This is a genomic window from Streptomyces sp. NBC_01525 (assembly GCF_045040405.1).
GTDB classification, from domain to species: Bacteria; Actinomycetota; Actinomycetes; order Streptomycetales; family Streptomycetaceae; genus Streptomyces; species Streptomyces benahoarensis.
The window spans coordinates 268551-289313 of the sequence record NZ_CP109397.1; the positions used below are offsets into that span (position 1 = coordinate 268551).

The 20763-nt window shown below is 73.8% G+C and carries 22 protein-coding genes and 1 pseudogene; 17 read left to right on the plus strand and 6 right to left on the minus strand.

Features of this window, described 5'->3' with window-relative positions; genetic code table 11:
- Nucleotides 1-188 precede the first annotated feature (188 nt).
- Complete coding sequence (locus tag OG422_RS01145) at nt 189-392, plus strand: cold-shock protein (protein ID WP_143941359.1); 204 nt, start codon at nt 189-191, stop codon at nt 390-392.
- 277 nt (nt 393-669) lie between these two features.
- Nucleotides 670-1059 (plus strand): hypothetical protein, encoded by a 390-nt coding sequence (locus tag OG422_RS01150; protein ID WP_405738612.1) that lies wholly within the window; start codon nt 670-672, stop codon nt 1057-1059.
- Nucleotides 1060-1091: 32 nt separating this feature from the next.
- Here OG422_RS01150 and OG422_RS01155 read toward each other — a convergent pair whose 3' ends face one another.
- Nucleotides 1092-1550: a hypothetical protein gene (locus OG422_RS01155; RefSeq protein WP_143941361.1), complete on the minus strand. Its 459-nt coding sequence runs from the start codon at nt 1548-1550 to the stop codon at nt 1092-1094.
- Nucleotides 1551-1723: 173 nt separating this feature from the next.
- On the opposite strand from OG422_RS01155, the gene OG422_RS01160 reads away from it, so the two are divergent.
- The 3 genes and pseudogenes from OG422_RS01160 (at nt 1724) to OG422_RS01170 (ending at nt 3928) form a co-directional block, all read left to right on the plus strand.
- Entirely contained in the window at nt 1724-2014 is a 291-nt protein-coding gene (locus OG422_RS01160; protein WP_143941362.1) for a hypothetical protein, read from the plus strand.
- Nucleotides 2015-2038: 24 nt separating this feature from the next.
- Nucleotides 2039-2211, plus strand: a pseudogene (locus OG422_RS01165) (VOC family protein); the annotation flags it as partial.
- 190 nt (nt 2212-2401) lie between these two features.
- Complete coding sequence (locus OG422_RS01170; protein WP_405738617.1) at nt 2402-3928, plus strand: GMC family oxidoreductase; 1527 nt, start codon at nt 2402-2404, stop codon at nt 3926-3928.
- A gap of 20 nt (nt 3929-3948) precedes the next feature.
- Here OG422_RS01170 and paaK read toward each other — a convergent pair whose 3' ends face one another.
- Nucleotides 3949-5289 (minus strand): phenylacetate--CoA ligase PaaK, encoded by a 1341-nt coding sequence (paaK, locus tag OG422_RS01175; RefSeq protein ID WP_405738620.1) that lies wholly within the window; start codon nt 5287-5289, stop codon nt 3949-3951.
- Nucleotides 5286-5741, minus strand: coding sequence for a hydroxyphenylacetyl-CoA thioesterase PaaI (gene paaI / locus OG422_RS01180; RefSeq protein ID WP_405738623.1), 456 nt, complete (start codon nt 5739-5741; stop codon nt 5286-5288). Before paaI ends, paaK begins: the two co-directional genes overlap by 4 nt.
- A 223-nt stretch (nt 5742-5964) precedes the next feature.
- On the opposite strand from paaI, the gene OG422_RS01185 reads away from it, so the two are divergent.
- From OG422_RS01185 to OG422_RS01230, 10 genes are all read left to right on the plus strand, one after another.
- On the plus strand, nt 5965-7188 hold the full coding sequence (locus OG422_RS01185; protein ID WP_405738626.1) for a thiolase family protein: 1224 nt from the start codon (nt 5965-5967) through the stop codon (nt 7186-7188).
- Between the two features lie 127 nt (nt 7189-7315).
- Nucleotides 7316-8188 (plus strand): 3-hydroxyacyl-CoA dehydrogenase family protein, encoded by an 873-nt coding sequence (locus OG422_RS01190; protein ID WP_405738628.1) that lies wholly within the window; start codon nt 7316-7318, stop codon nt 8186-8188.
- 221 nt (nt 8189-8409) lie between these two features.
- Complete coding sequence (gene paaA / locus OG422_RS01195) at nt 8410-9414, plus strand: 1,2-phenylacetyl-CoA epoxidase subunit PaaA (RefSeq protein ID WP_405738631.1); 1005 nt, start codon at nt 8410-8412, stop codon at nt 9412-9414.
- Nucleotides 9411-9713: a 1,2-phenylacetyl-CoA epoxidase subunit PaaB gene (paaB, locus tag OG422_RS01200; RefSeq protein WP_143944113.1), complete on the plus strand. Its 303-nt coding sequence runs from the start codon at nt 9411-9413 to the stop codon at nt 9711-9713. Before paaA ends, paaB begins: the two co-directional genes overlap by 4 nt.
- Before the next feature lie 19 nt (nt 9714-9732).
- Nucleotides 9733-10599, plus strand: a complete 867-nt coding sequence (paaC, locus tag OG422_RS01205; RefSeq protein WP_405738635.1) for a 1,2-phenylacetyl-CoA epoxidase subunit PaaC — start codon at nt 9733-9735, stop codon at nt 10597-10599.
- Between the two features lie 2 nt (nt 10600-10601).
- Nucleotides 10602-11120, plus strand: coding sequence for a 1,2-phenylacetyl-CoA epoxidase subunit PaaD (paaD, locus tag OG422_RS01210; protein WP_405747588.1), 519 nt, complete (start codon nt 10602-10604; stop codon nt 11118-11120).
- Nucleotides 11120-12253 (plus strand): 1,2-phenylacetyl-CoA epoxidase subunit PaaE, encoded by a 1134-nt coding sequence (paaE, locus tag OG422_RS01215; RefSeq protein ID WP_405738638.1) that lies wholly within the window; start codon nt 11120-11122, stop codon nt 12251-12253. Before paaD ends, paaE begins: the two co-directional genes overlap by 1 nt.
- 295 nt (nt 12254-12548) lie before the next feature.
- Complete coding sequence (locus OG422_RS01220) at nt 12549-13520, plus strand: universal stress protein (protein WP_405738641.1); 972 nt, start codon at nt 12549-12551, stop codon at nt 13518-13520.
- A 56-nt stretch (nt 13521-13576) separates the two neighbouring features.
- Nucleotides 13577-13876, plus strand: a complete 300-nt coding sequence (locus OG422_RS01225; RefSeq protein WP_143944110.1) for a DUF1876 domain-containing protein — start codon at nt 13577-13579, stop codon at nt 13874-13876.
- 469 nt (nt 13877-14345) lie between these two features.
- The gene (locus tag OG422_RS01230) at nt 14346-14840 is read left to right on the plus strand and encodes a hypothetical protein (protein ID WP_405738645.1); all 495 of its coding nucleotides are present in this window, start codon (nt 14346-14348) and stop codon (nt 14838-14840) included.
- A gap of 178 nt (nt 14841-15018) precedes the next feature.
- On the opposite strand, the gene OG422_RS01235 is transcribed toward OG422_RS01230, so the two are convergent.
- The gene (locus OG422_RS01235) at nt 15019-15732 is read right to left on the minus strand and encodes a class F sortase (RefSeq protein ID WP_405738648.1); all 714 of its coding nucleotides are present in this window, start codon (nt 15730-15732) and stop codon (nt 15019-15021) included.
- Nucleotides 15733-15943: 211 nt separating this feature from the next.
- Nucleotides 15944-16072 (minus strand): hypothetical protein, encoded by a 129-nt coding sequence (locus tag OG422_RS01240; protein ID WP_285229399.1) that lies wholly within the window; start codon nt 16070-16072, stop codon nt 15944-15946.
- Here OG422_RS01240 and OG422_RS01245 point away from each other — a divergent pair.
- Nucleotides 16067-17557, plus strand: a complete 1491-nt coding sequence (locus OG422_RS01245; protein WP_405738652.1) for a hypothetical protein — start codon at nt 16067-16069, stop codon at nt 17555-17557. The two genes, OG422_RS01240 and OG422_RS01245, sit on opposite strands and share 6 nt — an antisense overlap.
- 140 nt (nt 17558-17697) lie before the next feature.
- On the opposite strand, the gene OG422_RS01250 is transcribed toward OG422_RS01245, so the two are convergent.
- The gene (locus OG422_RS01250) at nt 17698-19332 is read right to left on the minus strand and encodes an FAD-dependent oxidoreductase (protein WP_405738654.1); all 1635 of its coding nucleotides are present in this window, start codon (nt 19330-19332) and stop codon (nt 17698-17700) included.
- Between the two features lie 239 nt (nt 19333-19571).
- On the opposite strand from OG422_RS01250, the gene OG422_RS01255 reads away from it, so the two are divergent.
- Nucleotides 19572-20690, plus strand: a complete 1119-nt coding sequence (locus OG422_RS01255) for a SchA/CurD-like domain-containing protein (RefSeq protein WP_143941918.1) — start codon at nt 19572-19574, stop codon at nt 20688-20690.
- Nucleotides 20691-20763 lie beyond the last annotated feature (73 nt).

A 20763-nucleotide genomic window follows, 5' to 3' on the forward strand; every position in this document is an offset into this window, starting at 1 on the left:
CGCAAACCACACGAAACTCACCCCAAACGCGCACTCTTTGTGGCCATTAAGTCACTCTCTGTGTAACATCGGAGGGTGGCCGCAGAGTTCCGGATCCGGCGCGGCCGGTCACCACTTGTCAGTCATCCGTCGTCTGTCGCGGCCTCCCGCACGGTGCGGGAGACCGCACGAGTTCCCGTGGAGGGCATATGAAGAGCGGCATCGTGAAGTGGTTCAACGCGGAGAAGGGGTACGGCTTCATCCAGCAGGACGGCGACGGCCCCGACGTCTTCGCCCACTACTCCCACATCAACGCCACCGGGTTCCGGGAGCTGCGGGAGGGACAGGCCGTCACCTTCGATGTCACCGAGGGCCACAAGGGCCCGCAGGCCGAGAACATCGTCGTCGCCTGAGCCACCGCCCGGTCCCCCCTTTCCCGGGCCCGTCGCCGCCCCGTTCCCCGCCGGAGCGGGGCGGCCTGCCTCGCGCGGCTGCCGGGGCGGCCGTCAGCCGGTCGTGAACTGCGCGATGTCCTCCTCGTACGGCTCGATCCCGGCCTCGGCGCGCAGCGCGTCGACGCGGTCGGGCTCGTGCAGGGCCACGGCAACGGCCCCGCCCGCGGCCACGCGATCATCCGGTGCCGTCCGATGGAAGAATGCGGCCCCACGGCCCCGGGGAAAGGTGGACAGGGTGGAATCTCCAGTTCCGAGCGTGCTGTGCGATGTCGGGGCGCTCACCGCGGGCGCCTCGGGCGGCGCCGCGGTGCGGTGGAAGCTTGCCGAGTCCGGGCGCCAGCTCGACGCCAATGTCGTCCACCTGACGGCCGGGCAGCGCGTGGATGCGCACACCGAACCGGACCTGGACGTTCTCCTCCTCGTCCTCGCCGGGGGCGGCACCCTGGAATCCGCCGGGCCGAACGAGGCGCTGGCCGCGGGCGGTCTGGTGTGGCTGCCGCACGGCTCCCGCCGCGCCCTCGTCGCGGGCGCGGCGGGCCTGTCGTATCTCACCGTGCACCGCCGCCGCCCCGGCATGCGGATCGGCAGCCGTCCGCCGGGCGCGGCGGGACCGGCCGTCGGCTGACGCCGCGCGCCGGGCCGTCGGCGGCCGCTCCGTCAGGGCGCGGCGGTGTGGTCGGGGTGGCCGTGGGTGCGGCGGGTTTCCTTGAGTTCCGCTTCGTGGACGTGTTCGCGGCCCGCGACGAGTACGTCGCGCACCTGCTCCTCGACGGCGGTGAAGGGCCGGTAGTAGGTGGCGTTGTACTCCTCGACCACCTGGAACGTCCACCGGCCCGGGAGGACGTTCCGCCCGACGATCTCCCGCTCGACCAGTTCGGCCAGATCGAGGTGTCCGGCCGCCCGTAGCTGGTGGACGCTCTCCCCCACCGTGCGGTCGGCGCCGCCGGTGAGCTGGTGGAAGGCGTAGAGGTGGCCGCGGGCCCGTTCGACGGTCTCCAGGGCTTCCGAGAGGGTTCCCAACGCCCGGACCGTGGCGTCGCTGACCCCCTCGGGCCTGCGGTGGGCGGGGTCCGGGCCGGGCCGGTCGGCGTCGTGCGGTGCGGTGTGACTGCTCATGCCCCTCCTCTGCCCCGGATCCCGGCGGCTGTCCGCACCGGTGCGGCCACCGGAGTGAACGCCGGCGTCCCCTGGGGCCGCGGGGCCGCCCTGCGGCGACCGGCCGCCGGTGCCAGACTTGAGGAACTGCGCCCGGCCGCCGGCCGGTGCCCCCGTCACCCGAGGGGGAATTCATGACCTGGGCTTCCTGGACCACCGTCGGCATCCACGCGCGGCCGGGCACCGTCCGCACCGTGGAGGCGGGTGTGCTCGACGGTGATGTGACCATCCATACGACCTGGTCGGAGGAGCAGGCGCATGTGGCGGTGCAGTACACCGGTGCCACGGACTGGTTCACGATGATCGGCAGTCCCGTCCCCTGCTTCTCCGAGGAGGACAGCCGCAGTTTCCACCAGGCGGTGGTGGAGGCGATACGCGGCGGCGAGGACGCGGAACGGGAGCTACAGAGGCTTTTCGAGCAGTAGGAGCGCAGGTCAGCTGCTCTGTGGCTGCACATCGACGTCAATGCCACCGACCGTGATCAGGACGCCGAGCCGGCACGCTTCCTGGCCGCCGGGCCGTACGCGTCGACATCGGACAGCCCGAGGAGGCGGCACGGCACGTCCTCGCCGATCCCGAAGGCAATGCGTTCTGCCTGCTCACGGCACGCCTCAACCCGCTCGGACGCCCCTGCGCGGCAGGAGAACCGCCCCTGCCGCCCACGGCTCGTACGGCCCTCGCCCCACCGCGCCGCGTCCGCTCCCGGTCGTCCTCGGCGATCCGGGCCCGTGGGCGGCGCGTGGCCTCTACCGTCCCTGGGGAGCGACGGCTTCGGGCCCGCCGGGCCGGTCGCGGGACGAGAGAGGGATGCCATGGCGCGGACGCGTACGGAGCACGACTTCCTTGTGGTGGGGGCCGGTTCGGCCGGGAGTGTGCTGACCCGGAGACTGCTGGACCAGGGCTACTCCGTGCAGGTACTGGAGGCCGGACCGCCGGACGATGACGCGCGGGTGCACAGCCCGCAGGGGTGGCCCGCGCTCCTCGGGTCCGCGCTGGACTGGGCGGCCGTTTCCGTCCCCCAACGGCACGCCAACGGACGGACGTTGGCCTGGCCGCGCGGGAAGGTGCTCGGCGGTTCCAGCTCCCTCAACGGCATGATCTACATCCGCGGACACCGCAGCGACTACGACGGCTGGGCCGCCGACGGCTGCCCGGGGTGGGACTGGGACAGCGTGCTGCCGCTGTTCAAACGGTCCGAGGACCATGTGGACGGCGCCGGTGCCTGGCACGGCGCGGGCGGGCCGCTGCCGGTCGGCCGGATCACCGAACCACACCCCACGGCCGCCGCGTTCGTGGCGGCGGCGGCCGGTCTCGGCCACTCCGTCACCGAGGATTTCAACGGCGCGCGGATGACCGGCGTCGGCTTCAACCACGTCACGGTCCGCGGCGGGCTGCGGATGAGCGCCTGGCAGAGCTTCGTCGCGCCCGTCCTGGGCAACCCGGACCTGACGGTGACGACCGGTGCGCGGGTGCACCGGGTGCTGCTGGAGAAGGGCCGGGCCGTCGGCGTGGAGTACGCGGCCGGCGGGCGGCTGCACCGGACGCGCGCCGCACGGGAGGTGCTGCTCTGCGGCGGGGTGCTCGGCTCGCCGCAGACGCTGTTGCTGTCCGGCATCGGCCCGGCGGACGCACTGCGCGCGGTGGGGGTGGAGACGGCGGTGGACCTGCCGGGCGTCGGCGCCAACCTCCACGACCACCTTTTGGTGAGCAACATCTACGAGGCCACCGGTCCGCTTCCGGCCGGTACCGCGAACCTGCTGGAGGCGCAGCTGTTCGCGTCGTCCGACGCGCGACTGCCAGGGCCCGACCTCCAGCCGCTCTTCCTGCACCTGGTGTATCCGGCGGAGTCCTATCCGGTGCCCGAGCACGGCTACACCATCGCGCCGGGCCTCGTACGGCCCCGGTCACGCGGCACGCTGCGGCTGGCCTCCGCGGACCCCGAGGCGGCGCCGCTGCTCGATCCGAACGTGCTGGACGATCCCTACGACCTGGAGGCGCTGGTCGACGCGGTGGAGCTGAGCCGGGAGATCGGCGGGCAGCGGGCTTTCGACGCCTGGCGCAAGGCGGAGGTGGCGCCGGGTCCGGAGGCCCGTACCCGGGACGATCTGCGGGCGTATGTGCGGCGGGCGGTGGGGACGTACCACCACCAGGTGGGCACCTGCCGGATGGGACAGGGCGTGGAGGCGGTGGTCGATCCGTCGCTGCGGGTGTACGGCGTGGCGGGGCTGCGGGTGGCGGACGCGTCGGTGATGCCGTCGGTGCCGTCCGGGAACACCAACGCCCCGACGATCATGATCGGCGAGAAGGCGGCAGAGATGGTCCTCGCGGACGCGGGCTGAGGGGGCGGGCGGGGCGGCACTCAGTGGTCCCGGTCCCGGAGGTCCTTGATGCGGCGGATCTTGCCCACCGAGCGCTCCAGGGTCTCCGGTTCGACGATGGTCACCTCGACCGTGACGCCCACGCCGTCCTTGACGCCCTTGGCGATCTGCGCGGCGGCGGCCGTGCGCGCCTCGGGGGCGGTGCCCGGCCGTGCCTCGACGAGGACGGCCATACGGTCCATGCGGCCGCGGCGGCTCAGCCGTATCTGGAAGTGCGGGGCGACGCCGGGGGCGGCCAGGACGATTTCCTCGATCTGACTGGGGAAGACGTTCACCCCGCGCAGGATGATCATGTCGTCGCAGCGGCCGGTGATCTTCTCGATCCGGCGGAAGGCGGGGCGGGCGGTACCGGGCAGCAGGCGGGTCAGGTCGTGCGTGCGGTAACGGATGACCGGCAGCGCCTCCTTGGTCAGGGAGGTGAAGGTCAGCTCGCCGCGCCCGCCGTCGGGCACGGACTCGCCGGTGAGCGGGTCGACGATCTCGGGGTAGAAGTGGTCCTCCCAGACGTGCAGACCGTCCTTGGTATCGACGCACTCCTGAGCGACGCCGGGGCCGCAGACCTCGGAGAGACCGTAGATGTCGACGGCGTGGAGATCCATCCGCCCCTCGATCTCGCGCCGGATGCCCTCCGTCCACGGCTCGGCACCGAAGACCCCGATCCGCAGGGAGGTGGTGCGCGGATCGATGCCCTGCCGCTCGAACTCGTCGAGGAGGGTGAGCATGTAGGACGGGGTGACCATGATGATCTCGGGGCGGAAGTCCTGGATGATCTGCACCTGGCGCGCGGTCATCCCGCCGGACGCCGGGATGACCGTACAGCCGGCCCGCTCGGCGCCGTAGTGGGCGCCGAGGCCGCCGGTGAACAGGCCGTAGCCGTAGGAGATGTGCACCTTGTCGCCGGGGCGGGCGCCCGCGGCGCGCAGCGAGCGGGCGACGACGTCGGCCCACATGGAGAGGTCGTTGTCGGTGTAGCCCACCACGGTGGGGCGGCCGGTGGTCCCGCTGGAGGCGTGGACGCGGCGCACCTCGGACATCGGCACGGCGAACATCCCGAAGGGGTAGGTGTCCCGCAGGTCCGCCTTGGTGGTGAACGGGAAGCGTGCGAGGTCCTCCAGGGTGCCGCAGTCCTCGGGCCGGACCCCGGCGCGGTCGAACTTGGTGCGGTACAGCTCGACGTTGTCGTACGCGTGGCGCAGCGTCGCGCGCAGCCGGTGGAGCTGGACGGCGCGCAGCTCCTCGCGGGTCATCCGCTCGCCGTCGTCCAGCAGGGGCTCCCCGAGACGGGGGGCTCCGGTGGCCCGGGCCGTCGGTTCGCTGCTCATCGCGGCTCCTTCGTCGTCGTTCTGCGGATGCTGCGGCTGCGGCCGCGGAATTCCGCGATCACCTCGTCGGCACGGCGGATGGTCACGTCGTAGAGGCCGCTGCGGCCGAAGCGGGTGCGCTCCACCGCGGTCGCGTGCAGGACGTCGCCTTCGTGCGCGGGGGCGACGAAGTCGATGTCGGCGGCGGCCGCGACGGTGACCGGGCCGTGGCTGTTGCAGGCGCAGGCGAACGCGGTGTCGGCCAGCAGGAAGAGGCAGCCGCCGTGTGCGGTGCCGTGGCCGTTGACCATCGACGCGGTCACCGTCATCTGCAGCAGGGCGTGTCCTTCGCCGTGCGTCAGCAACTCGATGCCCATGGCGCGGGACGCCTGGTCCGCGGCGAGCATGCGCTCGACCGGGCCGGGGGTGGCGTCAGCGGTGTGCCTCACCTTGTCCACAGCTCCTTTCCGCATCTTGTGCACCGACCGAACATTCGGTTAGCGTGCGGCTCAGTCAAGTAATCAAGCATCAGCACTGCCTGTCAAGAGGTGGAACGCATGCCCCAGTACGCCCCGGGAAGCCCCGGCTCCCCCACCCGCCGACGGCCGCCGCGGCTCTCGGCCGTGACCGCCGCGCACCGCGCGCCGGGGGCGGCGTGCCTCCCGGGCGGCGCCCGTCCCGCCGAGGAGGCCTGCCATGACTGACGAGGTCTATCTCATCGACGGCGCCCGCACCCCGCAGGGCCGCTTCGGCGGCGCGCTGGCCTCCGTACGGCCCGATGATCTCGCGGCCCTGGTGGTCGGGGAGGCGGTGCGGCGCGCGGGGATCCCGGGCGAGGCGGTGGACGAGGTGATCCTCGGCGCGGCCAATCAGGCGGGTGAGGACAACCGCAATGTGGCGCGGATGGCCGTGCTGCTGGCGGGCCTGCCGCACACGGTGCCCGGCCACACGGTCAACCGGCTGTGCGCCTCGGGGCTGACGGCGGTGGCCTCCGCGGCTCAGGCGGTGCGGGCGGGCGAGGCCGAGCTGATCGTGGCGGGCGGCGTGGAATCGATGACCCGCGCCCCGTGGGTCATCGAGAAGCCGGGCACGCCGTGGGCGAAGCCCGGCGAGATACGGGACACCTCCCTGGGCTGGCGGTTCACCAATCCGCGCTTCGCGGCTGCCGATCGCGCGGTGGCGGCGGACGCGGGGCCCGAGGAGGTGCGGGTGACGCTGTCGATGGGCGAGACGGCCGAGGAGGTCGCGGCGCTCGACTCCGTCGACCGCGCCGCGTCGGACGCGTTCGCGCTGCGCAGCCACCGGCGGGCGGTCGCCGCCCAGGAGGCGGGCCGGTTCGACCGCGAGATCGTGCCCGTGGAGACGGCGGACGGCGTGGTGACACGGGACGAGGGACCGCGTCCGTCGACGACGGCGGAGAAGCTGGGGGCGCTGCGTCCGCTCTTCCGGCCCGGGGGCGTGGTGACCGCCGGTTCCGCCTCGCCGCTCTCGGACGGCGCGGCCGCGCTGGTCGTGGCGAGTGCCGCCGCCGTCGAGCGGTACGGGCTGACGCCGCGCGCCCGGATCATCACCTCGGCGGCGGCCGGGGTGGCGCCGCAGCTGATGGGGCTGGGCCCGGTGCCCGCCACCGAGAAGGCGCTGGCCCGCGTCGGCTGGCAGGCGGCGCAGCTGGACGCGGTCGAGCTGAACGAGGCGTTCGCCGCACAGGCGCTGGCGGTGATCCGGCGGCTGGAGCTGGACGAGGCGCGGGTCAACGCGGACGGCGGGGCACTGGCGCTGGGCCATCCCCTGGGGTGTTCGGGCGCCCGGATCCTGCTGACACTACTGGGGCGGCTGGAGCGGGAGGACGCCCGGCGCGGGCTCGCCACGCTGTGCGTGGGCGTCGGCCAAGGCGTGGCGATGCTCGTGGAGCGGGTGTGAGCCGCGCACGGACAAGGGCCTGTCGTCACCCGCCCGCCGTCTCCCGGAGGGCGGGCGGGCGTGTGACGACAGGACCAAGGCCCGGGCGGGTCCGGGCGACACAGGGTGCGGAGCAGAGGAGACGAGCATGACCAGCGCATCTGCCGAGCCGTCGGCGCCGGGCGTCGTCGGGGTGATCGGCGGCGGCCGGATGGGCGCGGGTATCGCACAGTCCTTCGCGGCCGCCGGGGCGTCGGTGACGGTCGTGGAGAGCGACGGACGGGCGGCTGCCGCCGCCGTGGAACGGGTCGCGACGGGGCTGCGGCGCGCCGCCGAGCGCGGCAAGCTCGCGGAAGCGGTCGAGGAGGTACTCGCCCGGGTGGCCACCGTGGAGTCGGTCGGGGCGCTGCCGCCCGAGGCCGCGCTGGTGGTCGAGGCGGTGCCGGAGGACGCGGGGCTCAAGGCCGGGGTGCTGGCCGCCGCGGAGCGGGCGGTCGGTGAGGGGACGGTGCTGGCGACCAACACCAGCTCCCTGCCGGTCACCGAGCTGGCGGCGGCACTCGACCGCCCCGGCCGCTTCCTGGGCATGCACTTCTTCAACCCCGTACCGGCCTCCGCGCTCGTGGAGATCGTCGTCGGACCGGCCACCGACGACGCGACGGTCGAGCGGGCGCTCGGCTGGACCCGGGCGCTGGGCAAGAAGGACGTCGTGGTCAAGGACTCCCCCGGGTTCGCCAGCAGCCGCCTCGGGGTGGCGCTGGGCCTGGAGGCGATCCGGATGGTGGAGGAGGGCGTCGCCGCGCCGGAAGCCATCGACGACGCGATGACCCTCGGCTACCGCCATCCGATGGGGCCGCTGCGCCTGACGGACCTGGTGGGGCTGGATGTCCGGCTGGCCATCGCCGAGCATCTGCACGCCACGCTCGGTGACCGCTTCGCCCCGCCGGAGCTGCTGCGCACCAAGGTGGCGCGGGGCGAGCTGGGGCGGAAGTCGGGGCGGGGGTTCTACAGCTGGGAGTGAGGGGGCGGGCGGCGCCGGGGCGGGCCGGTCCGTGCGGCGGCGGGCGCCGATCCCTGGGGGTGCGGGCCGCCCTGCGCCGCCGTACGCCGCGGGGTGCCAGCGAGGTCCGGCGCCCGCCCCGGCCACCTCGTGCACCTCGTGCACCGAAAGGGGCTTGCCCGCACCGCGGAAACTCGTCAGAATATGAACCAAACGAATGGTCGGTAGGGAAGTTGGTATCGATGACCACGACAGACTCCGCCCCGTCGGCCACCGGCGGCGCCGAGCAGGAGCTGCAGGAGCGGTTCGACACCTCGATCGCCAAGGACCGGCGCATCGAACCGCGTGACTGGATGCCCGACGGCTACCGCAAGACCCTGGTCCGGCAGATCGCGCAGCACGCGCACTCCGAGATCATCGGGATGCAGCCCGAGGGCGTGTGGATCACCCGGGCGCCCTCGCTGCGCCGCAAGGCGATCCTCTTCGCCAAGGTCCAAGACGAGGCGGGGCACGGCCTGTATCTGTACTCCGCGGCCGAGACGCTGGGCGCCGAGCGCACCGAGCTGACCGAGCGGCTGATCACGGGCCGCCAGAAGTACTCCTCGATCTTCAACTACCCCACGCCGACCTTCGCCGACGTCGGCGTCATCGGCTGGTTCGTGGACGGCGCCGCGATCTGCAACCAGGTACCGCTGTGCCGGAGTTCGTACGGCCCGTACGCCCGCGCGATGGTGCGGATCTGCAAGGAGGAGTCGTTCCACCAGCGGCAGGGCTACGAGCTGCTGATGACGATGATGCGCGGCACCGAGGCGCAGCGGGAGATGGTCCAGGACGCGGTGAACCGCTGGTGGTGGCCGTCGCTGATGATGTTCGGCCCGCCCGACGGCGACTCCCCCAACTCCGCGGCGTCGATGGCCTGGAAGATCAAGCGGCACACCAACGACGAGCTGCGCAGCCGGTTCGTCGACATGACCGTCCCGCAGGCGGAGCGGCTCGGCGTGACCCTGCCCGACCCCGAGCTGCGCTGGAACCCCGAGCGCGGACGCCACGACTTCGGGACGCCCGACTGGTCCGAGCTCCAGCGCGTCATCAAGGGCGACGGGCCCTGCAACGCCGAGCGGATGGCGTGCCGCCGGACGGCACACGAGGACGGCGCCTGGGTGCGCGAGGCGGCCACCGCCCACGCGGCCAAGCAGGCGGCTCGCGGCCCGCGCGGGCCCCACACCGAGGAAGGAACGGCGGCATGAGCGACACCGACGACCCGAAGGCCGGCTGGCCGCTGTACGAGGTGTTCATCCGCGGCAAGCGCGGTCTCAACCACGTCCATGTCGGCTCGCTGCATGCCGCCGACGACCGGATGGCCCTCACCCACGCCCGCGATCTGTACACCCGCCGCAACGAGGGCGTCAGCATCTGGGTGGTCCTCTCGTCCCACATAGCGGCCTCCACCCGCGACGAGAAGGATCCGTTCTTCGCGCCCAGCGCCGACAAGATCTACCGCCATCCCACCTTCTACGACATACCCGATGACGTCCCGCACATCTGAGGCCGGAGAGGAGCAGGACATGGCCGACACCGAAGACGATCACATCTACCTGTCCCTGGCCGAGGAGCACGGCGACGGCGACGCCCGCTGGGCGTTCGGCACCGGCTTCGAGGACCCGCTGCACGGCGTGGAGACGGCCGTGCCCGCCGGGGTGGACGCGGCGCGGCTCGCCGCCGACTGTGCGGCGCTGGCCGATGACGCGCTGGTCGGCGCGCAGCGGCTGGCCCAGTGGTGCACCCGTGCCCCGGAGCTGGAGGAGGAGGTGGCGCTCGCCAACATCGGTCTCGACCTGCTGGGCCAGGCCCGGCTGCTGTACACCCGCGCAGGTCAGGCCGACGGCTCCGGCCGGGACGAGGACGCCTTCGCCTACTTCCGCGGCGCCGATGCCTTCCGCAACCTCCGGCTGGCCGAACTGCCCAACGGCGACTTCGCGTTCTCCGTCGTGCGGTTGCTGTGGCTGTCGAGCTGGCGGCTCGCGCTCTTCACCCGGCTCGCGCACGGCGCGCCGGACCCGGTGGTGGCCGCCGTCGCCGACAAGGGCGTCAAGGAGCTGACGTACCACCGTCAGTACGCCGCGGACTGGGCGGTGCGGCTGGGTGACGGCACCGAGGAGTCGCACCGCCGGATGTGCGCGGCGCTCGCCGAGGCCGCCCCGTACACCGGTGAGTTGTTCACCGGCGCCCCGGTGTGCGGGGTGGCTCCGGCGGACCTCCGGGAGGAGGTCGCCGGTGTGCTGCGGCAGGTCTGTGACGCGGCGGGGCTGGAGCTTCCGGACGCGCGGCCGCTGCCCGGCAGCGGCCGCGACGGGGACCGTACCGTCCATCTGGCGCCGCTGCTCGACGAGTTGCAGAGCGTGGCGCGGGCCCATCCGGAGGGGGTGTGGTGACCATGGCGACCGTCACCGCTCTCACCGGCGCGCTGGCCCGGCGCGTCGCGGCGCAGGTGCCCGACCCGGAGCTGCCGATGCTGACCCTCGCCGATCTCGGGGTGCTGCGGGGCGTGGAGGTCGCCGCGGACGGCGCGGTCACAGCCACGCTCACGCCGACGTATTCGGGGTGCCCGGCGATGGCGGAAATGCGCGCCGCGGTCGCGGCGCGGCTGCGGAACGCCGGGTTCCCGCGGGTCACGATCCGTACGGCCCTGGAGCCGCCGTGGACCACCGACTGGATCACCGCCGAGGGCCGCCGCAAGCTCGCCGAGCACGGCATCGCCCCGCCCGGTCCCGCGCCGCGGCGCACCTCGGGGCCGGTTCCGCTGGAGCTGTCCGGCGTGCGGCGCGCGGTGCGGTGCCCGCGCTGCGGGTCGGCGGACACCCGGGAGACCTCCCGCTTCGGCGCCACCTCCTGCAAGTCCCTGTGGCGGTGCGGGAGTTGCCGCGAGCCTTTCGAGTACGTCAAGGAGATCTGATGGCCCCGACCTCGTCCGAGCTGACCGAGGCGACGCCGCCGGAGGAGCTGTCCGGCGCGCGCCCGCGGCGGCGCCGTCCCGTGTTCCACCGGCTGCGTGTCGCGGAGGTCGAGCCGCTGTGCGACGACGCCGCGGCGATCAGCTTCGAGGTGCCCGAGGAGCTGGCGGCGGAGTTCGCGTTCCGTCCCGGTCAGTCGCTGACGCTGCGCCGGGAGGTCGAGGGGCGCGACGAGCGGCGGTCGTACTCGATCTGTGCGCCGGTGGGCTCCCGCCCGCGTATCGGGGTGCGGGTGGTGCCCGGCGGGCTGTTCTCCTCGTGGCTGGTGCACGAGGTCCGTCCCGGGGACACCGTCGAGGTGATGGCGCCGACGGGCGCGTTCACCCCGGATCTGTCGCGTCCCGGCCACCATGTGCTGATCGCGGCGGGTTCCGGTATCACCCCGATGGTCTCGATCGCGGAGTCGGTGCTCGCCGCCGATTCCCGTTCGCAGGTCACCCTCTTCTACGGCAACCGCCGGACGGATTCGGTGATGTTCGCCGATGAGCTGGCCGATCTGAAAGATCTCCATCCGGCACGGTTCCAGCTGGGCCATGTGCTCTCCCGGGAGCCCCGCGAGGCGGAGCTGCTGTCGGGACGGCTGGACGCGAAGCGGCTCACCGCGCTGATCGACGGGCTGGTGGACGTGGCGTCGGCCGACCACTGGTGGCTGTGCGGTCCGCACGGCATGGTCCGCGACGCCCAGCGGGTGCTGGCGGAGCTGGGGGTGCCCGGGGAGCGGATCCATCAGGAGCTGTTCTTCGCCGACGACGAGCCGGTCCGTCCGGTACGCCACGAGGACGCGCCCGCCACGGGTCCGGTCAGCCGGGTCACGCTGGTCCTGGACGGCCGGTCCACCACCGCCCCGCTCCCCCGCGACAGCACGATCCTGGACGGCGCCGCGCGCATACGGCCGGACACCCCGTTCGCCTGCAAGGGCGGGGTGTGCGGCACCTGCCGGGCGCTGGTCACCGAGGGCACGGCGGACATGCGCCGCAACTACGCGCTGGAGGACGCCGAGGTGTCCGCCGGGTACGTCCTGACCTGCCAGAGCTTCCCGGTGTCCGAGGAGCTGACCGTGGACTTCGACAGCTGAGTCACCCCGGGGCGGGGGCCTCGGGAGGACGCTTCCCCGTGGGCGCGGGTCCCGGTACCTCTGTGGCCGCGGGCCCGCCCGCCGTCGGGCGCCGTATCCGGCCCGTCCGTCCGGCTCGTCCGCCCCGTCCGTGGCGCGGCCTCCGGTGGGCACATGCCGGAAGCGCCGGATCCGGCCACCCTGGAAGGAGAGGGTGCGTCGCTCCGCCGGGCAGCAGCCGGGAGGAGCGCCGTCAGGAAGGGAGTGCCGTGATGCAGAGCCGTACAGGCGGTCCGAGGCTCCGGGGAGCGGCGCCGTGACGGGCGCGACCGCCGCGGCGGGCACCGTGACGGTGGGGCTGGACGGCAGCCCCGAGTCGCTGGCGGCCGTGCTGTGGGCGGCGGAGGAGGCCGAGACGCGGGGCGCGCGGCTGCGGTTGCTGCACGCCTGGACGATGCTCGTACCGGAGCGGCCGGAGCCGGGCGCGGAACCGCAGGAGGCGGAGCCGACGGGGCCGGAGCCACGGCGGCCGGGCGGTGCGTCGCTGCGGCGGATCCGGCCGGGGCGGAAGGCGCGCGCGGCGGAGCAGAACCACTGGTCGCACCGGATCGTCGAGCAGGCACGCGCCGCCGTGCAGACGCGCCACCCGGATCTCCCGGTGGACGAGGAGCTGGTGCCCGCCGACCCGCTGGAGGCGCTGTCCGAAGCGGCGGGCCGGTCGGATCTGCTGGTGCTCGGCTCCCGGAATCTGGGCCCGGTGGCCCGGTATGTGCTGGGCGATGTCGCGTTGCGGCTGGTGACCCGGGTGAACGTGCCCACGGTGCTGGTCCGGGCCCGGCAGGGCGCCACCGCGGACGGACGGGGCGATGTGGTGGTCGGGGTGAGCCTGCACGAACCGTGCGTGGCGATGATGGACTTCGCGTTCGCGACCGCCGCCCGGCACGGCGTCCCCCTGCGCGCGGTCCACGGGCGGCATCTGCCCGCGCACGCCTACAACCGCGGCGGCGGGGTGGAACCGTACGTGGCGGAGCAGACCGCGCACGACGCCCGGAAGGAGCTGGCCGAGGCGCTGCGGCCCTGGCGGTCGCGGTATCCCGAGGTGCGGGTGGTGGAGCGGGTGGATCTGGAGAGCCCGGCGCAGGCGCTGCTGGAGGAGGCCGGGCAGGCCGGACTGCTGGTCATCGGGCGCCGCCATCGGCGTCCCCGGATCCCGTCGCGGATCGGGCACCTCGGACAGGCGGCGCTGCACCACGCGCCGTGCCCGGTGGCGGTCGTCCCGCACGAGTGACCGCGCCCGGCCGGACGCGCGGGCGACCGGCGGGTGCTGTGAAGCGGAGGTACGTCATGACGCGAACCACCGAGTGGACGGTGCGGATACTGCTCTTCGAGGAGGACGGGACGACGAAGGCGCGGGCGGTGCTCGACACCGGCTCGGCCACGCTCGCGGGCCGCGGCACGGCCCACTGCAACCCGGAGGACGTGGACATCCCCGAGATCGGTGACGAGCTGGCGTCCGGACGCGCCCTGAAGGACCTCGCCGGACGGCTGCTGCGGGTGGCCGACCGGGACCTGGCCGGTGTCGGTGCGGCACCGCCCCCCTCGCGCGGACCGGCGGTGCACGGCTGGGCGGATACGTTGGCATGAGCGGTAGGGCGCGCGGGCGTTCCCTGGGCGACGCGGCGGGCCGCGAGCAGCGTACCGGCGCGGCCGTCGGCACGGTACGCACCGCCGTTCCGCCGTCCCAGCGCCGCTGAACCTTCTGTGCCGGTACGCCTTGGACCGGGCCGGGGCCGCGTCGTTCTGAGCCGTGTGCCCCGGAAGCCGTACGCACCTCCCGGCCTTGGCACCGTCGCACCGGCCGCGCCCCGGCGCCCGCGCCGTACGCGATGCCCGCACGGCGCGGGCGCCGCGCTCGTACACGCTTCGTACACCTCGGGTGGCGGGGCTCGGGAGGGCGACCGGGCCGTTCGGGGGATCCGGGCGGGGGCAGGACGTGCGACCGTCGGCGGAGGGGGCCGGGTGGGCGACGCGAAGAGAGCGGGCGATGTGGGGCGCAAGGCGGGTGCGGCGGGGACCGTTGCGGCGCGGGACGGATCTGGCGGAGTTCTGGTTGATGCCGGTCACCGCGGTGCTGATCACGGTGGGCGCCCCGGCCGTGGGCGTCGTGGCCGCGCACGCGGTGCAGGCCCGGGACCCGCTCACCCGGGGCACGCACAGCGTCCGGGCCGTGCTGACCGAGGATCCCCCGGCGCGTATCGGGGTGGACGCGGCCACCGCGGCCGGGGCGCGGGCCCGTGCGACGGTGCGGTGGACCGCGCCCGACGGTTCGGTCCGGCACGGCCGGGTCGCGGTCCCGGCCGGGGCGCGGGCGGGGGCGCACACCACGGCCCGGCTGGACCGTTCGGGCCACCTGCTGCGCGACGCGGCGGACCCGTCGCGGGCGCAGGCGGAGGGCGTCGCCGTGGGGATGGTGGCGGCCTCGTCCGGCGCGTTGTTGCTCCTCGGGGCGGCGCGCGGCGCCCTTCTGTTGCTGGACCGACGGCGCGACACCCAGTGGGAACGCGCCTGGGAACGGGTCGGCCCGGACTGGGGCGGGGCACCGGACTGACCTGCAAGGCGGCCACCGGACGGGCCGCGGCGGCGACACCGCCCGCCGTCCACACCACCGTGCTCGGCCACACCACCCGCCCGGCCGCACCGAAGCCCCCGGCCACACCGGGGGGAGGGCGGGCCACAAGGCCCGCCCTCCCCCCGCGCCGAATCCGCTCGGGTCAGCTCGGCTCAGCTCAGGACGCCTTCTTCGACGAGGTCAGATGGGCGAAGACCACGACGTTGTCCGTGTAGTCCTTGGCCGCCTTGTCGTAGGCGCCGCCGCAGGTGATCACCCGGAGTTGCGGGTTGGGGGTGTCCTTGTACACCCGGTCGCTGGGGAATCCGGTCTTGCTGAAGGTTTCGACATCGTCGACGGTGAAGGTCGCGACGGTCTTGTCGGTGCGGGTGATGTCGATGGTGTTGCCCTTCTTGAGCGCGTCGAGCTGGAGGAAGACGGCCGGGCCGGTCTTGGTGTCGACGTGTCCGGCGACGATGGCGGAGCCGCTCTCGCCGGGGGCGGCGCCGTTCTTGTACCAGCCGGCGAGGTTGCTGTTGTTCGGCGGCGGGGCGTTGAGCTGGCCGGTGGGGCCGAGGGAGAGCGGGGTGAACGGCGCGTCGACGCCGATCTCCGGGATGCGGATGCGGGTCGGAGCGGAGCGGGGCAGCTCCGCGGGGGTCTTCGGTTCGGTCGTCGGCACGGCGACGTTCGGCGCCACGGGCGCGACGGCCGCGGGCGGGGTGGGCGCCTTGGAGTCCGCCGAGGTGTCGAGGGAGTTGAAGACGAGCAGGGCCCCCATACCCACGGCCGCCGCCGGCCACATCAGGGCCCGGGCGAACGGGCGGGGAGCGGCGCCGGTCTGACGCGGTTTCGACGGAGGCTGATGCCGGGGAGGAGTCGCGGGAGCCATCGAACGTGCCTTTCTTCCACACGAGGTGAGCTGTTCGGGGCCGTCCGCGTACGGATCGGGCGGGGCGGCGCGCCGGGGCGGTGGTTTCCGGTCTGCCGCGTCGTCCGCCGCGCGTACGGGGTGGCCGTAAGGGCGAAACGCAAGCGCCGCGACCACCGTCGGTGAGGACGGTGGCCGCGACAGCTCAGCGATCTACGCCGGGCGGGAGGGGTCAGGCGGCCGCACCGGAGTTGCGGCGGCGCAGGACGTACGCACCGGCGCCGAGGCCACCGAGGAGCAGGACCGAACCGGCGGCGAGGCCGCTGCCGGAGAGGGCCATGGCGCCACCGCCGGTGTGCATGCCACCGCGCGGACCGTTGTCACGGTCGCCGCGGTCGCCGCGGTCGCCGCGGTCGCCCCGGTCACCGCGGTCGCCCCGGTCACCGCGGTCGCCACGACCACCGTGCTCGCCCCGGTCACCGTGCTCGCCACGACCACCGTGCTCACCGCGGTCACCGTGCTCGCCACGACCACCGTGCTCACCGCGGTCACCGTGCTCGCCACGACCACCGTGCTCACCGCGGTCACCGCGGTCCCCACGGTCGCCACGGTCCCCACGGTCGCCGCGGTCGCCACGGTCACCGCGGTCACCGCGGCCGCCCTCGTCGTCGCCCATCACCTTGGCGAGGAAGCCACCACCGGTGTGCATGCCACCGCGCGGACCGTTGTCGCGGTCGCGGTCACCGTTGTCGCCGCGGCCACCGTGCTCACCACGGCCACCGTGCTCGCCACGGTCCCCACGGTCACCGTGCTCGCCACGACCACCGTGCTCGCCGCGACCACCGTGCTCGCCGCGGCCACCACGGTCACCGTGCTCGCCACGGTCCCCACGGTCGCCCCGGTCACCGCGGTCGCCCCGGTCCCCACGGTCGCCCCGGTCACCGCGGTCGCCCCGGTCCCCACGGTCGCCCCGGTCACCGCGGTCCCCACGGTCACCGTTGTTGTGCTTGTCGCCCTTGTCGTGGTCGCGGCCGGAGCCCTCGTCGTCGCCCATCACCTTGGCGAGGAAGCCACCACCGGTGTGCATGCCACCGCGCGGACCGTTGTCGCGGTCGCGGTCACCGTTGTCGCCGCGGCCACCGCGGTCGCCGTGCTCACCACGACCGCCGTGCTCACCGCGGTCGCCGTGCTCACCACGACCACCGTGCTCACCGCGGCCACCGTGCTCACCGCGGTCGCCCCGGTCGCCCCGGTCACCGCGGTCGCCCCGGTCACCCCGGTCACCGCGGTCGCCGCGGTCACCGCGGTCCCCCCGGTCACCGCGGTCGCCGCGGTCGCCGCGGTCGCCGCGGTCGCCGCGGTCGCCCTTGTCGTGGTCGCCCTTGTCGTGGTCGTTGTCGCGGCGTTCGCTGCTGGAGTGGGAGGAGCCGTCGTTCCCGTCGCCCGCGACGGTGAGCGCGTACGCGGCGGGGGTCGTGACGGCGAGGACCGCGCTGATGGCGGCCGAGGCGAACAGGGTGCGGGAAGTGCGCATGAAAACGTGTGTCCTTTCACGTACGGCACCGCGAAGGCTGACAGGTCGTCGGCGCATCGGATTCGCGGTGGCGACGTGATCACCGTCATCCGAAATCCGGGGGCGCACCACCGGAGAGGGCCGCATTCGAGCGACACCGTGGGCTCATCGAGTGGCCCGGGGCCCGTTCATCACCCGTTCGACGGCGTCGGGCGCCGCCGCACGTCACCTCGGTGGGGTAATCCCGGCTCACCCCCGCGGCATGAGCCCCCTCACCGCGCTTCCGTCGCCGTCTCGCCACGCCTCGGAGCCGCGGAGCGGGAGCCTATCTGACGTAGCGTCAAATTTTCTTCCGCAAAGGCGACTTGAACGCTTTCCGGCGGGCCGTCCCCCCTCTCCGCACGCGACGGCGCCCGCCGCGGCCGGGTGGGCCGTGGCGGGCGCCGTCGGGTGCGGGCGCGTGCGGGGCGCCGTCAGGTGCGGTGGAGGAGCTGCCCCAGGACGTCGCGCAGGGTCGCCTCCGGATCGTCCACGGGGCCGGGGGCCCGCCACGCCACGAAGCCGTCCGGGCGTACCAGGACGGCGCCGCCGGGTGTCGTGCCGTGGGTCTCGGCCCAGTCGGCGCCGTCCTCGGGGGTGAAGTCGTCCCCGGGGCCGTCGCCGACGCCATAGCACTCCAGGGGGAGCGGCCAGGCGGCGGCGACCGCGGCGGCGGCGATGCGCCAGGCGGCACCCGCGGAGCCGGTGAGCAGCACGAAGGAGCGCTCGTAGAGGTCGAGGGTGGAGCGGCGGGTGGCGCCGGAGCGCAGCCACAGGTGCGGGGCGCGGGTACCGGGGGCGCCGGTGAGCCGCATGCGGTCGGGGACGACGGGCAGGTCCGGGGCGGCGTCCACCACGGCGCCGCGTGGATAGGCGTAGCCCAGGGCGACGGTCAGGACGCCCTTCTGGCGCGCTCCGGCGGCCGAGGGCGCCGGATCGTAGCCGGGGTGACTGTGTTCGGCGGAGCGGGCCGAGGCGCGGGCGCTGGTCTCCTGGGCGACGGGGCGGCGCTCCGCCTCGTAGCTCTCCAGCAGACCGGGTCCGGCCGAGCCGTCGAGGACGGCGGCGAGTTTCCAGGCGAGGTTGTGGGCGTCCTGGATGCCGGTGTTGGAGCCGAACGCACCGGTGGGCGACATCTCGTGGGCGGAGTCCCCGGCGAGGAAGACGCGGCCGGAGCCGTAGCGTTCGGCGACGCGCTCGGCGGCGTGCCACGGGGCCTTACCGGTGATCTCGATCGCCAGGTCGCGGGCGCCCGTGGCGCGGCGGATGTGGTCGGCGCAGCGGGCGTCGGTGAAGTCCTCCAGGGTTTCGCCGCTCTCGGGATGCCAGGGGGCGTGGAAGACCCAGTGGGTGTGGTTGTCGACGGGCAGCAGGGCGCCGTCGGCGTCGGGGTCGGTGAGGTAGCAGGCGATGAAGTGACGGTCGCCGACGACCTCGGCCAGGCCCGGGGCGCGGAAGGTGATGCTGACGTTGTGGAAGAGGGCGCCGGGCCCGGCCATGGCGATGCCGAGGCGGTCGCGGGCGGGGCTGCGGGGGCCGTCGGCGGCGATGAGGTAGTCGGCGCGCACGGTCAGGTGCTCGCCGGTCTCGCTGCTCTTGACCAGGACCGTCACTCCGTCGGCGTCCTGGTCGAAGGAGAGCATCTCGTGGGAGAAGCGCAGATCGCCGCCGAGTTCGCGGGCGGCGCGCACCAGGACCGGCTCCAGGTCGTTCTGGCTGCACAGGCACCAGCCGGCGGGGCTGAAGCGGGCCAGCCCGCCACCCGGGTCCATCTCCCGGAACAGCCACTGCTGTTCCTCACCCGTCAGGGAGGGTGCCTGAAGGATGCCGTGGTTGTCGGCGAGGACGGATGCCGCCTCGCGGATGCGGTCCTCGACCCCGGCGGTGCGGTACAGCTCCATGGTGCGGACGTTGTTGCCCCGTCCACGCGGGTGACGCGAGGTGTCCGAGTGCCGCTCCACCAAGAGGTGTTCGACGCCCAGACGTCCCAGGAACAACGAGGCCGACAGACCCACCAGGGATCCGCCGACGACGAGTACCGGAACCCTGACGGATGCCGTTGATTTCATTGCGTGCTCCAGCTCCTACGGCGGTGCGTACGGGCTGGATTTCCCCTGATGACAGGCGATTCGATCATGCTTCACCCGCATGGGTCACAGATCTCGCGCGCCCCGTGGGACCCGTTCACGATCGACAAGACGGCCCCCCCAGGAGCGGGACCGTCGGCGAGCGCTGGGCACCACGCCCCGGCGCACCGGGCCTGATGGCCCGTCACACGATCTGCCGCACGCAAGGAGTTGCGAAGCCGATGACCATGGTGTCGGAACGAATATCTCAGTCCGCCTTCGACGGCTCGCGCCTGCGGGTCGTTCTCCTCCTGGACCTTCACGACGGCGCCCAGCAGCGTTTCCTCGAAGCGTACGAACATCTCTGCAATCAGGTCGCCTCCGTCCCCGGTCACCTCTCCGACCAGCTGTGCCAGTCCATCGAGAACCCCTCGCAGTGGCTGATCACCAGCGAATGGGAGAGCGCTCCGCCGTTCCTCGCCTGGGTCAACAGTGAGGAGCACGTCGAGATGGTGCAGCCGCTGCACGGCTGTGTCCGTGACACCCGTTCGCTGCGGTTCAGCGTGCTGCGGGAGACCGCCCATGGTGCGGACGCCACCCCCGAGCCCGTGAAGGGCCGCTTCCCCTCCTCCCCCCGCGTCGGCGACGGCATCGTCCGGCACGCCCTGACGTTCACCGTCAAGCCGGGCAGCGAACCGCGGGTGGCGGAGATCCTCGCCGGCTACACCTCGCCCGAGGCGCAGGTCGACGACACCACCCGACTGCTGCGCACCTCCCTCTTCCTGCACGGCAACCGCGTGGTGCGGGCCGTCGAGGTGCAGGGCGATCTGGTCGCCGCGCTGCGGTACATCGCCCGGCAGCCGGAGATCCAGCGGGTCGAGGAGGCGATCAACCCGTACCTGGAACAGGACCGGGACCTGGCGGACCCGAACTCGGCGCGGATGTTCTTCACCCGCGCCGCGCTGCCCGCCGTGCACCATGTGGCGGCCGGTACCGCGGCGCCCTCCGACGTCTCCCGCCACGCGCTGTTCTACCCGGCCCGGGAGGGCTGCGGGATGGCGCTGGCGCGGCTGCTGGCGCAGCAGGACGAGGCGGCGGCCGACGATCCGGCGAGCCCCGTCGCCGCCAGCACCGTCTTCCAGCGCGACGACGTCGTCGTCCGCCTCGTCGACCTGACCGCTCCCCCGGAGCGCGATCCGGCGGCGGTGCTCGGGGTGCGCGGGTCCCGCAAGACCGTTGTGCTGCGGCGGCTGCTGGACACCGGGGAGGCCGGTGAGCTGTCCGACGACCGCGATCTGGCCCGGTTCCTCGCCCGCTGCGACATGCGGCTCATCACCGACCGCCGGTCCCCGCGGCCCTGACCGCACCGGCTCGCCGCCCGCCGCCGCGCGGCCGGGGGCGGCGCCCCACACCGTCCGCACCATCTGGAGGAAG

Bases quoted from the DNA above. Each gene is read 5' to 3' on its own strand.
- OG422_RS01145 (WP_143941359.1), top strand. From the start codon at position 189: ATGAAGAGCGGCATCGTGAAGTGGTTCAACGCGGAGAAGGGGTACGGC.
- OG422_RS01155 (WP_143941361.1), bottom strand. From the start codon at position 1,550: ATGAGCAGTCACACCGCACCGCACGACGCCGACCGGCCCGGCCCGGAC.
- OG422_RS01160 (WP_143941362.1), top strand. From the start codon at position 1,724: ATGACCTGGGCTTCCTGGACCACCGTCGGCATCCACGCGCGGCCGGGC.
- OG422_RS01170 (WP_405738617.1), top strand. From the start codon at position 2,402: ATGGCGCGGACGCGTACGGAGCACGACTTCCTTGTGGTGGGGGCCGGT.
- paaK (WP_405738620.1), bottom strand. From the start codon at position 5,289: ATGAGCAGCGAACCGACGGCCCGGGCCACCGGAGCCCCCCGTCTCGGG.
- paaI (WP_405738623.1), bottom strand. From the start codon at position 5,741: ATGCGGAAAGGAGCTGTGGACAAGGTGAGGCACACCGCTGACGCCACC.
- OG422_RS01185 (WP_405738626.1), top strand. From the start codon at position 5,965: ATGACTGACGAGGTCTATCTCATCGACGGCGCCCGCACCCCGCAGGGC.
- OG422_RS01190 (WP_405738628.1), top strand. From the start codon at position 7,316: ATGACCAGCGCATCTGCCGAGCCGTCGGCGCCGGGCGTCGTCGGGGTG.
- paaA (WP_405738631.1), top strand. From the start codon at position 8,410: ATGACCACGACAGACTCCGCCCCGTCGGCCACCGGCGGCGCCGAGCAG.
- paaB (WP_143944113.1), top strand. From the start codon at position 9,411: ATGAGCGACACCGACGACCCGAAGGCCGGCTGGCCGCTGTACGAGGTG.
- paaC (WP_405738635.1), top strand. From the start codon at position 9,733: ATGGCCGACACCGAAGACGATCACATCTACCTGTCCCTGGCCGAGGAG.
- paaD (WP_405747588.1), top strand. From the start codon at position 10,602: ATGGCGACCGTCACCGCTCTCACCGGCGCGCTGGCCCGGCGCGTCGCG.
- paaE (WP_405738638.1), top strand. From the start codon at position 11,120: ATGGCCCCGACCTCGTCCGAGCTGACCGAGGCGACGCCGCCGGAGGAG.
- OG422_RS01225 (WP_143944110.1), top strand. From the start codon at position 13,577: ATGACGCGAACCACCGAGTGGACGGTGCGGATACTGCTCTTCGAGGAG.
- OG422_RS01230 (WP_405738645.1), top strand. From the start codon at position 14,346: ATGCCGGTCACCGCGGTGCTGATCACGGTGGGCGCCCCGGCCGTGGGC.
- OG422_RS01235 (WP_405738648.1), bottom strand. From the start codon at position 15,732: ATGGCTCCCGCGACTCCTCCCCGGCATCAGCCTCCGTCGAAACCGCGT.
- OG422_RS01240 (WP_285229399.1), bottom strand. From the start codon at position 16,072: ATGCACACCGGCGGTGGCGCCATGGCCCTCTCCGGCAGCGGCCTCGCC.
- OG422_RS01250 (WP_405738654.1), bottom strand. From the start codon at position 19,332: ATGAAATCAACGGCATCCGTCAGGGTTCCGGTACTCGTCGTCGGCGGA.
- OG422_RS01255 (WP_143941918.1), top strand. From the start codon at position 19,572: ATGACCATGGTGTCGGAACGAATATCTCAGTCCGCCTTCGACGGCTCG.